The organism is Malaciobacter halophilus (assembly GCF_002837275.1).
In the GTDB taxonomy this organism is placed as follows: Bacteria; Campylobacterota; Campylobacteria; order Campylobacterales; family Arcobacteraceae; genus Malaciobacter; species Malaciobacter halophilus.
In genome coordinates, this window is record NZ_NXIF01000033.1 from 63,630 (window position 1) to 79,865 (window position 16,236).

The 16,236-nt window shown below is 26.6% G+C and carries 15 protein-coding genes; 5 read left to right on the forward strand and 10 right to left on the reverse strand.

Annotated features, from left to right (window positions below):
• The first annotated feature begins 22 nt into the window (after positions 1-22).
• Complete coding sequence (locus CP960_RS09000) at positions 23-754, forward strand: NAD(P)H-dependent oxidoreductase (protein ID WP_101185083.1); 732 nt, start codon at positions 23-25, stop codon at positions 752-754.
• A 10-nt stretch (positions 755-764) separates the two neighbouring features.
• Here the strand turns inward: CP960_RS09000 and CP960_RS09005 are convergent, their stop codons facing one another.
• Genes CP960_RS09005 through CP960_RS09050 form a run of 10 tightly spaced genes read right to left on the reverse strand, consistent with a single transcriptional unit; the run spans position 765 to position 13,327 of the window.
• Positions 765-1,481, reverse strand: a complete 717-nt coding sequence (locus CP960_RS09005; protein ID WP_101185084.1) for a response regulator transcription factor — start codon at positions 1,479-1,481, stop codon at positions 765-767.
• A 46-nt stretch (positions 1,482-1,527) separates the two neighbouring features.
• Positions 1,528-4,101, reverse strand: coding sequence for a PAS domain-containing protein (locus CP960_RS09010; protein ID WP_101185085.1), 2,574 nt, complete (start codon positions 4,099-4,101; stop codon positions 1,528-1,530).
• Positions 4,101-4,823, reverse strand: a complete 723-nt coding sequence (gene truA / locus CP960_RS09015) for a tRNA pseudouridine(38-40) synthase TruA (protein WP_101185086.1) — start codon at positions 4,821-4,823, stop codon at positions 4,101-4,103. Before truA ends, CP960_RS09010 begins: the two co-directional genes overlap by 1 nt.
• Position 4,824: 1 nt before the next feature.
• Positions 4,825-5,841, reverse strand: coding sequence for an LptF/LptG family permease (locus tag CP960_RS09020; protein WP_101185087.1), 1,017 nt, complete (start codon positions 5,839-5,841; stop codon positions 4,825-4,827).
• Positions 5,838-6,599, reverse strand: a complete 762-nt coding sequence (locus tag CP960_RS09025; RefSeq protein WP_101185088.1) for a prepilin peptidase — start codon at positions 6,597-6,599, stop codon at positions 5,838-5,840. Before CP960_RS09025 ends, CP960_RS09020 begins: the two co-directional genes overlap by 4 nt.
• The gene (locus CP960_RS09030; RefSeq protein WP_101185089.1) at positions 6,586-7,284 is read right to left on the reverse strand and encodes a di-trans,poly-cis-decaprenylcistransferase; all 699 of its coding nucleotides are present in this window, start codon (positions 7,282-7,284) and stop codon (positions 6,586-6,588) included. The genes CP960_RS09025 and CP960_RS09030 overlap by 14 nt, the downstream gene beginning before the upstream one ends.
• Positions 7,271-8,500 (reverse strand): bifunctional phosphopantothenoylcysteine decarboxylase/phosphopantothenate--cysteine ligase CoaBC, encoded by a 1,230-nt coding sequence (coaBC, locus tag CP960_RS09035; RefSeq protein ID WP_101185090.1) that lies wholly within the window; start codon positions 8,498-8,500, stop codon positions 7,271-7,273. Before coaBC ends, CP960_RS09030 begins: the two co-directional genes overlap by 14 nt.
• Before the next feature lie 3 nt (positions 8,501-8,503).
• A complete protein-coding gene (gene glmU, locus CP960_RS09040) occupies positions 8,504-9,793 on the reverse strand; it encodes a bifunctional UDP-N-acetylglucosamine diphosphorylase/glucosamine-1-phosphate N-acetyltransferase GlmU (RefSeq protein ID WP_101185091.1) in 1,290 nt (429 codons plus the stop codon).
• Between the two features lie 8 nt (positions 9,794-9,801).
• Positions 9,802-11,739, reverse strand: coding sequence for an ankyrin repeat domain-containing protein (locus CP960_RS09045; RefSeq protein WP_101185092.1), 1,938 nt, complete (start codon positions 11,737-11,739; stop codon positions 9,802-9,804).
• A gap of 55 nt (positions 11,740-11,794) precedes the next feature.
• Positions 11,795-13,327: a helicase-related protein gene (locus tag CP960_RS09050; RefSeq protein ID WP_101185093.1), complete on the reverse strand. Its 1,533-nt coding sequence runs from the start codon at positions 13,325-13,327 to the stop codon at positions 11,795-11,797.
• A gap of 55 nt (positions 13,328-13,382) precedes the next feature.
• Here CP960_RS09050 and trmA point away from each other — a divergent pair, with 55 nt between their 5' ends.
• From trmA to CP960_RS09070, 4 genes are all read left to right on the forward strand, one after another.
• Entirely contained in the window at positions 13,383-14,504 is a 1,122-nt protein-coding gene (gene trmA, locus CP960_RS09055; RefSeq protein WP_101185094.1) for a tRNA (uridine(54)-C5)-methyltransferase TrmA, read from the forward strand.
• Positions 14,505-14,557: 53 nt separating this feature from the next.
• On the forward strand, positions 14,558-15,415 hold the full coding sequence (locus CP960_RS09060) for a flagellin N-terminal helical domain-containing protein (RefSeq protein WP_101185095.1): 858 nt from the start codon (positions 14,558-14,560) through the stop codon (positions 15,413-15,415).
• Between the two features lie 149 nt (positions 15,416-15,564).
• Positions 15,565-15,759: a hypothetical protein gene (locus CP960_RS09065; protein ID WP_101185096.1), complete on the forward strand. Its 195-nt coding sequence runs from the start codon at positions 15,565-15,567 to the stop codon at positions 15,757-15,759.
• A 126-nt stretch (positions 15,760-15,885) separates the two neighbouring features.
• Positions 15,886-16,236, forward strand: a 351-nt coding sequence (locus CP960_RS09070; RefSeq protein WP_458118321.1) for a flagellin N-terminal helical domain-containing protein, incomplete at its 3' end; no start/stop codon positions are given.

Sequence of the window (16,236 nt, forward strand, 5' to 3'; positions counted from 1 at the left end):
CTAATATAAAGGAGTGTTTCTTATGAATATACTAATAGTTCACTGTCATCCAGAAAAACAATCTTTTAATGCATCTTTAACAAATACTGCTGAAAAAACATTAACAAAACAAGGTCACAATGTAGAGATCTCAGACTTATATGCAATTAATTTTGATCCAGTAGAAAAAGCAATACATTATAAAAATAGAGTAAATACCTCTAAATTTGATGTATTATCGGAACAAAGAAATGCATATAAAACTGATACTTTATCAAAAGATGTTAAAGAACAAATAGAAAAAATAAAAAAATGTGATTTGTTAATTTTGCAATTTCCATTATGGTGGCATCAACAACCAGCTATGCTTAAAGGGTGGTTTGATAGAGTTTTTGTTGCAGGTGGTCTTTATACAAGTAAAATGAGATATGATAAAGGGTACTTCAAAGGCAAAAAAGCAATCTGTTCTGTTACTTCAGGTGCTCCATTATCTACTTTTACTAAAAATGGAAGAGGCGGAGGAGAGATTGAGACTATTCTTCGTTCTATTACTTTCTCTTTACACTATATGGGATTTACAGTTTATCCAACTTTTTTATCAACAGAGATTCAAAATAAAGACTTCACATATAAAAGTGAAGAGCAATTTAAAATAGATTTAGAAGAAAACCTAAAAGCTTGGTCTTCACATCTTAAAAATTTACATAAAATTGAACCTTTAAAATTTTATGGTTGGAAAGATTGGGATGAGAAAGGAAATGAAAAAAGAGATTAAACTCTTTTTTCTATTTTATAAAAGGCTTTTCTATAATATATCCATAACCTTTATGAGAAATAATAAAGTCATCATCTTTAACTTTATCTTTTAATCTTTTCATTACTGTTCTAAAAGCAGAATCATTAGTATTTATATCATTCCAAACTAACTTTTTAAAACTTTCAACAGATACAACTTCTCCAAAATTATCTATTAATACAGATAAAATATCTGCCTCTTTTTTAGATAATTTAACTATTGTTTCTTGATTATAAAGTTTATCATTTGTCTTATTATATGTATAGGTCTTATTTATCGTAATAAAATCTTCACTAACAGTTGTTTTTCTATCAGCTAAAACTTCATCTTTTGCTTTTTGAAGCATCTCCATCATATTATCAATATTTAAAGGCTTAACAAAATATCCTAAAACTCTTAGATTAATAAGTTTCAGTAAATCATCTTCATTTTTATGTGCACTAACAATAATAAACCTTTGATTTGGAACTAAACTTAAGATATCATCAATCATTTCAATACCATTTTTATTTGGCATTTTTATATCTGTAAGTACTAAATCAAAAGCTCTGTTTAAAGCATGATTTTCTTGAAACTTTCTACTTCCTTCTTCACCATCGCAGGCAACAACAACTTCATCAAAAATTGTATTTAAATAAAAAGATAAAGTCTTCCTAGCTAACTCTTCATCTTCTACTAATAAAACTCTTGTATTAAAAGCTTCCATATTCTATTCCTATTTATAGTTAAACTAATAATAACAAATTTGCTCTTTAAATTGGTAAAATTATTCTAAATTTAACCCCTTTATCAATATTTGTTACCTCAATTTTCCCATTCATATTTTTTTCAATAATTGTCTTTGCCATATAAAGTCCAATTCCTGTACCTTGGTCTTCAAACTTTGTAGTAAAATAAGGTTCAAACATTCTTTCTAAAACCTCTTTATCAACTTCACCACAGTTATTACTTAAAGTTACTTTTACATTATTTTCTATCTTAATTATATTAACTTGGATTTTAGGTTTAAAACTCTCTTTTTCAAGTTTAATAATTGCTGCTTCACTTGCGTTATTTAAAATATTTACTACAACTTGTTGAAACTCACTTTGATAACCATGAATCTCAATATCATCACCAAGTACTTCAATATCAACATTTGCCTTTTCTAACTGCCCTTGAACAATCTTCACACAAGCATTTACAGACTGTTTTATATTAAAAATCTCTTTTTCTTTAGTAGGTCTATAAAAATTTCTAAAATCATCTATTGTTTGAGACATATAATCAATTTGTACTTTTGCACTTCTTATTGCTTCATGCAACTCTTCTTTTGTAAAATTACCATAATTATCTCTAATAAAATGTACCAATAAGTTAATATTATTTAACGGCTGTCTCCATTGATGAGCAACACTTCCTAAAACTTCTCCCATTGATGCTAATTTACTTTGATGTGCTAAAAGTCTATCTTTTTCAACATTTTTTTCTACTTCATTTGCAATCTTTAATTTTAATTCCTCTTCTGTCATCTTCATTCTTGTTATATCATTTATATACCCATAAAGATGTGTTACTTTTCCAAAATGGTCTTTTAATAAAATAGTTCTATTAAAGACCCATTTGATATTTCCTTTTTTATCTTTTACTCTATAAATAATAGTAAAAAAATAATCATCTTTTTCAATTGCTTTTTCAATTCTTTGTTTTAAACTATCAATATCATCTTCATGGACTATATCAGCATAATTTATATTGTGTTCAAACTCTTCTGTTTCATATCCATATGAGTTTATACTTTTTGAAACATAATCTACACTTAGTTTTTCATCATTATTCCATTTAAAAATAACAATTTTCCCCATTTCCACAAGAACTTCTACATTTTGTAATTCATCAGTAAGCTTTTTTCTTTGGTCAATATCCATAGACATCATAAGCATTCTATTTGAAGCTTGATTAGCATTTCCAAAAGCCTTTCCTCTTACAAAAACCCACTTATAATAATTATCAAATGTTTTAATTCTATATTCACATAAAAAGTGCTCAGTTTTACCTTCTAAATGCTCATTAAATCTGTAATTAACTTTTTGTCTATCATCTACATGAATTAAGTTTAACCACTCATCAAAAGTTTGAATAGCTCCTCTTTTATATCCTAGCATCTCTAACCATCTATTTGAGAAGAAAATCTCTTTTGTATCTAAGTTAATATCCCAAAGACCATCATTTGATGCAATAATAGCTAACTCATATCTCTCTTTCCACTTTTTGTATAAAGAGTTTTTTGTTTCAAGTCTTTTGTTATATCGATTAAATAGTGTATTTACAAACTTTGCAAAGACAACAGAAACAAATACCATAAATAAAGCAATTAAAATTATTATAGTTATTGAAACTGCAAGTTTTGTATGATACTCTTTTTTTATCTTATCTATTTTTTTATATACTTCAAAACTTTTTACAGCAACTAAAAATTGATATTTTGCAAAATTATAAATATCATCATTTTGTTCTAAAGACTCTTTTTTAAGAAATCTAGAAAAATTAACTCTATCTTCTTTAATAAGATTTTCTTTACTTATTTTATGACCTTTATTATAATAGTTATAAACATAAGCATTTTCATAATCATAAAACCAAAAATAGCTATTTTCATAAGCTTTACTTTTTGATACTATTGAGTTTTCAATTGTTTTTCTTGTTAATGCTTTCATATCATCAATTTTTGAAAAAGCACCAATTACCCAGTTTTTAGATTCAATTTTTTGAAAATAGCTAAGTCTTATGTCTCTTTTTTGATTATCTAACCAATAAATAAGATTTTCATCACCCATATAAATAATATTTCTTAACATATGAACTCTAAAATAATCTGTTTTCATCTTTGAGTTTGTTAAACTTTGTAAATAAGATACAATATTTGCACCTCTTAAAACTTCAAAACTATTTGAATTAAAAACTACAAAATCAATATCTCTTTTATTTTCTAAATCTATTAAAGCCTTCTTAATGTCTTTAAACTCTACTTTGTGATTATTTGATTGCAAAGCTTGAATATGACCACTTATTTCAAATACACTTCTATTAAGTTTTTCCTCTATATCATCAAAACTCGCACTTGAGTTATACTTAACATCACTTATATATGATCTTAAAATATTTCTTTTTTGATATTTATCTTTTTGTATTAATAATTCAATTTGATTACTTTTTTTATAATCTAAAACCAAAGATACTACTACTACTGAAAAAGTAGCAATAATTAAAACAAAAACTAAAGGTGTTAAAATAATATGTTTTTTTATATCACTTAAAGTATTAAATCTTTTCTTTTTTAAAAACATTAGTAATAAACCTTTGCTAAATATAGCCCATATGGACTTGCTGGAGTTTTATAAATATGCTTTTGCTTATTTAGTTGTAAAAGTAAATCTTCTTTTGTTAACTTTCCTTCACTTATTTTAAGCAAAAAACCTACCATAAGTCTAATTTGTGAACGTAAATATGAATTTGCTGTGAATTTAAATACATAAATATTTTTATACTTATAAAAAGTTGCATCATAAACTTCTCTTATTAAGTTATGTTTATCACTCCCTTTTTTATGAAAAAACTCAAAATCATGAACTCCAATAAAAAGTTTAATTGCCTCTTTTAAAAGCTCTTCATTAATATTTTCTACATAAGTTATATATTTTGCATTAAAAGCTGTTGTTGGCTTTGAAGTTATTAAATATCTGTAAACTCTTTTTTTTGCATGAAAACGAGAATGAAACTGTTTATTTACAAAAACTATTTTATTTACTCTAATAGATAAAGGAAGATGTTTATTTAAAACTGTTTTTAATTTTTTTAAATCTTTCCAGTAATTAGGTAAAATAGCATTAAAAACTTGTCCTGTTGCATGAACATCTTTATCAGTTCTTCCACTTAAAACTATTTTTGTTTTTATATTTAAACTAAGAAAAGCTTCTTGAAGTCTATCTTCTACGCTACTATTATCTGGTTGAGTTTGAGAACCTTTATATAAAGAACCGTCATATGAGATTATAAACTTTGCATTCATTTTAATATAGTTTTTTTGTTGTTTTTGTATATAAGTAATATGTTCCTATAATCCATAAAGTTGGTGCAATATATAGTGAGTGTAAATCTACATTTTTTGTAAGATATTTAGTAATTACATAATAAATAACAACTGCAACTAAAGACAATCCAATAGACCTATTCTTTTCATATCTAGGATTATAGTAACCAAAAGCTATAACTAAAAATAGCGAAATTAAAGGGAAAAGTGAAGTTAAGATAAAAAAAGTAAAATCATCTATATCAGAACCTCTAGTTAGATTATATTTCCAATAATTAATAGCATCAGTAAAAATAAAACCTTTTTTATTAACAATTGAATCATTTATATCCATTGTTTTATAGTCAATTTGATTTAACTCATCATCAGCTATATAAAATGCTTTTCCATTAATTAATCTAAAGCTAAGCTCTCCATCTTTATTATTTAAAACTGCTTCATTAGCTAAAATAAACTGGTCTAATCCCTTTTCAGTTTTAAATAGTTTAATATTTTCATACTTTTTACCATCTTTTTTATCAATATAAATTAGCCAATCTCCAAACTTTTGTCCAAACTCAGAAGCCTTAATATTAAAGTTTGCTTCTTTCTTCTTTTTTGCTAAAAAAGTATCCATTAAATAGTCTGTTTTAGGTATAAGTCCAACTGAAATAACAACTAATGCTAAAGATAAAACAAGTGTAGTTGGAAAAAATATCTTTAATATTTTCATTGGATTTAAACCAAAAGATGTAATAACTATTAATTCATACTCACTTGAAAGTTTTGCCAAAGTAATAACAAGAGAGATAAAAAACGAAATAGGAACAGTAAAAAATATAATTTTTGGAATCGTATATGAATATAGTTTAAATAGTTCAAAACCATCTATTGTAATTACTGATGTTAAAGAAGCAATCTTTACTAAAAAAATAATTGATGTAATAAAATAAAGTCCCAGAAATATTGGTAAAAATGATAATGACAACTGTGAATAAAGATAACTTTTTATTTTCAAGTTAAAACCTTTGATGAAATATTTATAAAAAATTCAAATAAAAACCCTAATACTAAAAAAGGGATAAATGGAATTTGACTATCTTTTTTTAAAATTATATTAAAAATAGATGGTATTATAGCAAAAATTCCTGCTAAAAACATAGCTACAATTGATGACTCAACTCCTAATACTACAGCAATACATGCGATAACAGGAATATCACCCTCACCTAAAGCTTTTGCATTTTGTAAAGCTTTATTATTAGTCAATCTTGCTTTGATATTTTGTATATAAAAAGTAATTATAAACTCTAAAAGGACAAAAAAACCTGCAAAAATACAAGCATTTTTTAAGCTAATTAAAAACTCATCATTTGTTGCTAAAAAAGCAAAAAACAATCCAATTAAAAGCAAATAATCAGGAACTTGTTTATACTCAAAATCAATAAAAGATAAAACAATTAAAGTATAAAATAATATAAGTAAATATACAAACTCCAAACTAAATGATACTTGTAAAAACAAAAGTAAAGTTATACATCCTGTTATTAGCTCTACTGCAAAATATCTAAATGGAATTTTGCCTTTACAAGTAGCACATTTTGCTTTAAAAAATAGATATGATAATAAAGGAATATTATAAAAAAAAGGAATATTGTTTCCACACTTTGGACAAAAAGAGCCTTTTATAATACTAATACCTTTAGGTAATCTATATATTAAAACATTTAAAAAAGAACCAAATATCACTCCAAAAATAAAGCTAAATGCCTCCAAATCTTCTCTCTCTATTTTGATAATCACTTATTATGTCATCAAGTTCATTTGTTGTGAACTCAGGCCAATATGTATTTACAAAAAACATCTCCGCATATGCATTTTGCCAAAGTAAATAGTTTGACAATCTTACTTCACCACTTGTTCTAATTAATAAATCTACATCAGGTATTCCTGCTGTATCTAAACATTTTTCAAAGTTTTGTTTTGTTACTTCTAAATGTTGCTCATTTAATTTTTTAATTGCCCTTAAAATTTCATCTTGAGAACCATAATTTAACGCTAAAACTTGAGTTAATCCAGTTGCATTTTTAGTTGCTTTCTCACTCTTTTTTATCATCTCTTGCAAAGATTTTGAGAATCTTGAAATATCTCCTATTGCTTTAAATCTTACGTTATTATCTAAATAGATATTAAGTTCACTTTTTAAATATTTTTCTAAAAGTTTCATTAAAAACTCAATTTCTAATTTAGGCCTAGACCAATTTTCAGTGGAAAAAGCATATAAAGTTAAATATTTAACTCCTATACTATTACAATGTTTTGTAATTTCTCTTACTGTTTTTGCTCCTTCTTCATGCCCAACTGTTCTTTTAAGACCTCTTTCATTTGCCCATCTTCCATTGCCATCCATAATTATAGCAATATGTTTTGGTAACTCTTTTTTATGACTATTTGTATTCATCAAACTCTTTTTTTAAAGAATCTAAAAGTTGTATTGAAATATCTAATTTTGAAGCACAAAAAGAGTAAGACTTATCTTTTAAAATAAGCTCTATACTGTTATTATTTGAACCAAAATAGTTTTGCTCATTTAATATATTTAAACAAACTCCATCAAGATTTTTATTAATTAACATCTTCTTTGCGTTATCATTTGCAACTGTTTCGTCCATCTCTGCTTTAAAACCAATAGATACAATATCATCTTTTTTTATAGAACTTAAAATATCTATATTTTGCTTTAAGTTCAAACTCCAAGAAGTTCCCAATAACTCTTTTTTTAATTTTCCTTCTTCTTTATTTGATGGTAAATAATCACTAACAGCAGCAGCCATAAATAAAAAAGGTCTTTTAAGTACTTTATCTTTTTTTACAAAATTTAGTTTTTCAACTAAGCTTTCATACATTTGTAAGCTACTTTGCACTTTTACAATTTGAATTGCACTTGGTAACCCTTCATAACCTCGTGTAGTAACCAAACATACATCTGCACCTTTTAGATATAAAGCAAGAGCTAAAGAAGAAGCCATTTTTCCAGAAGAAAAATTTGAGATATATCTTACATCATCAATCTTCTCAATAGTTCCTCCTCCACTTAAAACTACTTTTCTATTAATCCAATACTCATCTTTATATATTAATCTCACAGTTGCATAAAAAATCTCTTGAGGTTCAGCCATAGCACCATCACCTACATCTTTACAAGCCAACTCTTTTACTTGTGTTTGGATAATCTCATAATTGCATAATCTTAATTTTTTAATACTTTCTAAAGTAATAGGATTTTGTACCATATTTGTATTTGCAGCAGGACATAAAAGTTTATCTTTTGTATATGCAATTGCTGTTTGAGTTAATAAGTTATCTGCAATACCATTACTTAATTTATTGATTGTATTTACACTAGCAGGAGCTATTACAAAAGCGTCTGCCCATTTTCCTGTATCTATATGATTATTTAAACTATTTTTATCCCATGATTCATTATTTTCATCCAAAATTTTATGTTGTGAAATAGCTTCAAAAGTTATTGGATTAATAAATCTTTTTGCCTCTTTTGTCATAATAACTTTTACATTTGCACCAGCTTTTATATATAATCTTATTAACTCCAAGGCTTTATAAATTGCAATTGAACCTGTAACTGCAACTAAAATATTTTTATCTTTTAATAACATGATTTACTTCTTGAAAAATTTATAAAAGTAGTTTTTAATTACTTTCATTGGAGCTCTTGTAATTGCTAAAGAACCTTTTGGCACATCTTTTGTAATACAAGCTCCTGCTGCTAAAATAACATCATCTTCTATTGTTACAGGAGCTACTAATTGCGTATCTGAGCCAATAAAAACATTTTTACCAACTTTTGTTTTATACTTATTAACTCCATCATAATTACACGTAATTGTTCCAGCACCTACATTTGTTCCTACATCCATTTCACAATCACCTAAATAAGATAAATGTCCTGCTTTTACGCCATTTAAAATGGCTTTTTTTGTTTCTACAAAATTTCCAATATGGGTATTTTCTAAATAACTTTGAGGTCTAATTCTTGCCATTGGTCCAATATCTGAATTTTGAAGTGTTGAATCTTCAACTATTGAGTTTGTTTTAACAATAGAGTTTATAATTTTTGTATTACCTAATAAACAAACTCCATTTTCAATTACTGATTCACCTTCAATTTCAACTCCTTCTTCTATATAAATAGTATCAGGAAGTCTCATAATTACACCATTTTGCATAAACTTCTTTTTAATTCTATTTTGATGTATTACTTCAGCTGCTGATAGCTCATATTTTGAGTTAACTCCTTTAAAATTCTCTTCACTAACAATTAATGGCTTTAGTGTTTTATTATCTTTTATAGCAAGCTCTATTAAATCTGTAATATAATACTCTTTTTGTGCATTATCGTTTGATAAAAGTGGTAAATATTGTTTTAAAAATGATGTTTCAAATTGATAAACTCCTGCATTTGCAGTTGTTACTTTTAACTCTTCTTCATTTGCATCTTTTTGTTCAACAATCTTTGTAACTTTTTCATTTTCTAAAATAACTCTTCCATAACCTGTAGCATCTTCTAAATCTAATACTGACATAACAATTGTTGCATCTAAGTCAAATTTTTTTAGCTCTTTTGCTTGTATTAATGGCATATCTGCATTTAGAACCAAAGTTTTTTCATACTTTGGTTCTATATTCATAACAGCACCACCAGTTCCTGGATAGTTTTCATGGTCTTGTATAACAAAATTTATATTATTAAAATATTTTTCAATGCTTTGTTGAACTCTTGAAGCTTGATGGTATAAAACTACCGTAATATCATCACTTAATTCTAATGCTTCTTTAATAGAATAATAAAGCATTGGTTTTCCTGAAATTTCATGTAAAACTTTTGGTTTTTCTGATTTCATTCTTGTACCTGCACCAGCGGCAAGTATTATAATTGATAAATTATTCATATTTTTCCTTACTTTAAAGCTTCATCGATTTCTGCTCTTAGATTTTTTATTACCTGCTTTATTGAGCTTAGCATCTTAGGGTCAGTAATATTACCACTTAAAAGTTTTGCTAAATTTTTTTCTCTTTCTTTAAAAAATTGAGCAACTGAACGACTTTTTTTATTGTGATTGTACATTAATACACCAGAAGCTATTAAGATTACAACAAGTTTTGTATGCCCTAAAATTGCTGCATAATTTAATATGGTAAATCCTGCATAATCAACTGCATTAACATCTGCTCCAGCAGCAATTAAAAGTCTAGCAATTTTAAAATTACCTTTCCATTGTGTATGATGTAAAGCAGTTCGTCCTTGTTTATCTTTGATATTTAAATCTGCTTTTTTTGATAAAAGTTTTTCAACAACTTCAATATCATCTGCCATCACAGCTCTATGATAAACAGTTCGTCCCTCTTTATCTCTAACATTTACATCAATTCTAAATTTTAATAAAAATACTAATCTTTCTAAAAATTGCTCTTTTGCTCTTAAATTCTTAAGTTTTAATCCATGGTCAACTAAAATAGTTAAAGGAGTATCTCCATTATCATCCATAATATTAGCATCTGCACCTGCATTAAAAAGTAATTTTATCAAAGAAAGATTGTTATGAATTATAATATCAAAAATTGTAGTTCTACCATTTGAACGAGGCCTATTAAGTTTAGGTCTATAACTTATGACTCTTTTTAGTAAAGTAAAATAATCTTCCTCATCATTAATATCTAAATATCTTCTTGACATAGGTTTTTTATTGTTATTTTTTACTAAGATTATTTCACATAATTCATCAATTACTGTTCTTTCTAATATATCTCTATGATCAACATCAGCACCCTTAGAAAGTAGGAACTCTATCATTGCTATATTTTTCATACCACCAAAAATAGCTTCAAAAAGCACTGTTCTTCCATTTTTATCTTCTGCATTTATATCTGCCCCAGAAGACAATAAGAAATTTATAGTATCGTAGTTTTCTCTTTCAACTTCTTTATATAAAACAGTTTTTCCATCACTATCAACTCTATTAACTGCTAATCCATGCTCAATGAGAACAGAAGTAAGTTTTAAATAGTTTCTATTTTTATTTACTAATTTATATTTACCCTCAATTTTTTGTTTGGGATTTTTTAAAATTGATAATATTTTTAAGATTTCATCTAAAATAGTTTGATTTTTTAAATTTTTTATATTTAATTTTATGCCTTTTTCTAAAAGCATTTCAATAACTTCAATATTAACAGAACCCATAATAACAGCATTAAAGAGCACATTCTCTCTATTTTCATCTGTTACATGAACATCAACACCATTTACAATTAAAAACTTTGCAACCTCAGGGTTATCTTTTAAAACTGCAGTAAAAAGTGCTGTTTGTCCATTTTCATCTACAACATTAGGGTCATCAATATTATTTAAAACTTCTCTTATAATCTTTAAATTTCCACCCTCAACTGCATCAAAAAGTACTGTTTTACCATAGGTATCTTTTATATTTAAATCAGGTTTGTGTGCCATTAGTATTTCAAAAACCCTATGGTTTTCTTCTAATGCCACATCTTGTAAAATAGTTCTTCCTGATGAGTTGACATAGTTTATTGAAGCTCCATTATCAAGTAAAAACCTTATCATGACTCCATCGCCACGTTCAACAGTTTCACTTAAAACAGTTTTTCCATACATATCTTCATGATTTATATCTATTCCATTTTTCAAAAGTATTCTAATTGCTTCAATTCTTTTTTTCTTAACTAAGGGGAAAAGTAAAGTCTGTTTCTTATCATTAAGTCTATGGATATCTGCGCCATCATCAATTAGCTTCTGAACTTTTTCAACATTTAAATAGTTTTTTAATAGCTCTTTTTGAAAACTTTCAGTCACATCTTGTTTAAATAAATTTAACATTAAGCTTAAATCCTCAGACTTTTATAATAGTGTACATATTTTATCAAAATTTTTATTAAAATCTTTTTCTACGTCTTGGTTTAAATTTATTACCAAACTTTTTATTATTATTTACTCTTTCATCTTTTAAGTTTAACTTCAATGAGTTTTCAATAAATCTATTAAAATTAGCTCTTGCAATACTTGCTTTAATACTATCAGGAAAGAGTTCTGGAAATTTATATGATAACCATAAATATAAAGATATTTTTTTTACTTCATCTTCTACTAGTAGTAAATCACGCTGTGTTATTGCTTTTTTTGGAAGAGTAATTGAAGGCTTATATCTTACAACTTTATTTTTAATTACTGCTGCAACATAGGCATCATAAGCTTGTAAAATAATTGTAGATTTTGTTGTAATTGGTGCTTGTGAAAGCATATACTTATCTTCCAATTTTAAATTATTTTTTTGGTCCAAAATTTTAGAAGCTGTTATCATTGAACCAATATTTGAAGCAACAAATGGTCCATCAAAATACATATTATCATTGAAAAATTTCAAGATTTTTTGTAAAGATTTTGTTTTTATATGACCACTTAATCCTTCAAGTTGTTGTGCATTGATTTTTACTTTAAAAGGTGGCTTTATTGTTCTTATTGGTTTTGAATACTCTTTATGTAAATGTTTTAAAGCATCTTTTGATGTAGCACCTATAAATCCTTCTTCATGATGACCATATCTTCCCGCTCTTCCTGCTATTTGAACTATTTCATTTACATTTATTGGTCTTTTACACACTCCATCAAACTTTGTGTGTGTTGTAAACAGTACTGTTTTTATTGGAAGATTTAATCCCATGGCAATTGCATCAGTGGCGATTAAAATATCACTTTGTTTTTCTCTAAATCTTCTTGCTTCATCACGTCTAACTTCTGGAGATAAGTTTCCATAAATAACAGATACTTTATGATATTTTTGAAGCTTTTGTTTTAGTTTTAATACATCATTTCTACTAAATGCGATAAGTGCTGTTTGAGGCTCTATCTCTTTTAGTAACGTATGTTTTTGCATTAAATGAAGTTCATTTTTTCTTTTAAATTTAACTATTTCTAAATCTTCTTTTAAATAGTGTGCAATTTTCTTTACTGCATCTAAGGCATTAACAGAACCTGTCATAATAATCTGTTTTGCTGGACAACCTATAATTGCATTTACCCATGCCCACCCTCTTTCATCATCTTCAAGCATTTGAACTTCATCAATTATTGCTAAATCAACATCTAATTCAAAATCTATCATTTCAATTGTAGAGCATACATGAGCAGCATCTTCATCAAAAATCTGCTCTTCTCCTGTCATTAAAGATGCTTTTGTATTTGAGGCTTTTAAATCCTCATATCCTTCTAAAGCTAAAAGTCTTAAAGGAGCAAGATATAAACCACTATTTGATTGTTTTAATTCTTTCATTGCACTATAAGTTTTACCAGAGTTTGTTGGACCAACAAAAAATTTTAATTTTCTATTTAAACTTCTTGCTAAAGGGAATTGTGATTTCAAATCACAATTTAAAAGGTTTTGTAATTGTTTTTGCCATATATCTTTCATGGGCGTATTATATTGATTTTAATATAATATAGTATTAAAAATATAAGGTAAATTAATGGATTGTATATATTTTGGTAAATGTGGTAGCTGTACTTTATATGATAAATCATATGAAGAGCAACTTCAATACAAAATTAATAAAGAGAAAAAAAGATTTGAAGATTTAACAACAATTGAGTTTGATATTATAAAAAGTGAAGAGTCAAACTTTAGAAATAGAGCTGAATTTAGAATTTGGAAAAATTTTGACAAAGACAATAATGCAACAATTAGTTATGCTATGAATAGCTTTGATAAAACTGCATTAGAAATTGATTCATGTAAAATTGTAAGTAAAGATATCTCTTCTTTGATGCCAATTTTATTAGAACAAATACAAAAAGATGAAACTTTAAAGTTTAAACTTTTTGCATGTGAATTTTTAAACTCAACAAAATCAGATATGCTTGTAACTTTGATTTATCATAAAAAACTAGATGATGAATGGATTTTAAAAGCTAAAAATTTAGAGAAAAAACTAAATATAAAAATTATTGGAAGAAGTAGAAAACAAAAAATTATATTAAGTGAAGATTTTATTAAAGAAGAGTTAAAAATAGATAATAAAAGCCTCTTTTTTGAGTATAAAGAGGGAGGATTTACTCAACCAAATAGTAAAGTAAATGTAAAAATGATTGAATGGGTATTAAGTAAACTTGAAAACTCTCAAACAGATTTATGTGAACTTTATTGTGGAGGAGGAAATTTTACAATACCTTTATCTATTAAGTTTAGAAAAGTATTAGCAACAGAAATTTCAAAAACTTCAATAAAATCAGCTTTAAGAAATTGTCAGTTAAACTCTATTTCAAATATTGACTTTATTAGAATGAGTAGTGAAGAGTTTGTTCAAGCCTTACAAAATAAAAGAGAGTTTAGAAGATTAAAAGATATTAATTTAAAAGATTATAGTTTTTCAACTATATTTGTTGATCCACCAAGAGCAGGATTAGATGAAACAACAAGAAAACTTGTATCAACTTTTGATAAAATAGTATATATTTCATGCAATCCTGAAACTTTACATCGTGATTTAATTGAACTTACAAAAACACATAAAATTGAACATTTTGCACTATTTGACCAGTTTTCATATACAAATCATATAGAAAGTGGCGTTATCTTAAACAAAGTTTAATTTTTGCTTAGATAAAATTTAAAGATAATGAAAGTATTGATAAAAGGGTAAATATGAGAATTAATACAAATACTGCTTCACTTATGGCACAAGAAGCAAATACAAACACAAATAAAAGCTTAACAAATTCACTAGAGAAACTAAGTTCTGGTCTTAGAATCAATAAAGCAAGTGATGACGCATCAGGACTTGCAATTGCTGATAAATTAAGAACACAAGCTAGTTCAATTGGACAATCAATTTCAAATGGTAACTCAGCAATTTCATTAACACAAATTGCTGATAAAGCTATGGCAGAGCAATCTAATATTTTAGATATAGTTAAAACAAAACTTATTCAAGCTTCAACTGATACTACTTCACAAGAAGGTAGAGAATCTATTGGTAAAGATATTGATAAACTATTATCTCAGTTAAATAATATTGCAAGCCAAACAAACTATAATGGAACTTCACTGCTTCAAGGTTCAGCAGCAAGTGCAGCAGCAACGCAATTAACATTCCAAATGGGTGAAACTAGTGCTGATACTATTTCTACTACTGCTGGTGTTCAAGCAAATACGAGTGGATTAGGTTTAGTAGGATTACAGTCTGCTGCTTCAGTTGGTTCTGCTGGTACATTTAGTGCAGGAAATGCAAGAAGTGCATTAATTTCTATTGATAATGCATTAAATACATTAAATAGTTGGAGAGCGGATTTTGGTTCTACTCAAAATCAATTAGAATCAGCAGTTAGAAACCAAATGACACAACAAACAAATATTAAAGCAGCTGAGTCTGTAATTAGAGATGTTGATTATGCTCAAGAGAGTGCAACATTTAATAAACAAAATATCATTTCACAAGCTGGTACATTTGCAATGAGTCAAGCAAATAATGTACAACAAAATGTTCTTAGATTACTACAATAGTCAATTTTTTTCTATATTTTTACCCTACAAACACCATAAAAACGAGCCTGAGCGAAAGTTTAGGCTTTTTTTATATTTTTCTTAAATTTAAGCTAATTTTAAGAATTGGTGTGTCATAATTCTTATGTAACTTAAATAAAGGACTTAAAATGACAAAACGAATTTCTATACCGGATAACATTTTAAAAATCCAAAAAAAGTTATGTACTTTTGAAAAGGGTTCTAGAAACTATGTTAAATATAGCAAAATTCTAGAAAAACATATTAAAAGAAATAATATGAAAAGAAGAGTTAATAGCAATATAAAAACTATAGAAGCTATTCAAGAAATTAGTAAAAACTAAAATTAATAAATTATAGGTATCAATGGATGCCGAAGAGTTGAAACTCTATGCTTGGTAACACAAGAAATGTTTTTTAGGCTCCCGTGTCATGGGTAAATCTTTTTATCTTATAAAAAAGGATTTATTATGAGAATTAATACAAACGTTGCTTCATTACAAGCACAAGAATCTGCATCATTAACAAACAAAAACTTAACAAACTCATTAGAGAAACTAAGTTCTGGTCTTAGAATCAATAAAGCAAGCGATGACGCTTCAGGACTTGCAATTGCTGATAAATTAAGAACACAAGCTAGTTCAATTGGACAATCAATTTCAAATGGTAACTCAGCAGTGTCTTTAACACAAATTGCTGATAAAGCTATGGCAGAGCAGTCAAATATTTTAGATATAGTTAAAACAAAACTTATTCAAGCTTCAACTGATACTACTTCACAAGAAGGTAGAGAAGCAATTGGTAAAGATATTGATAAACTA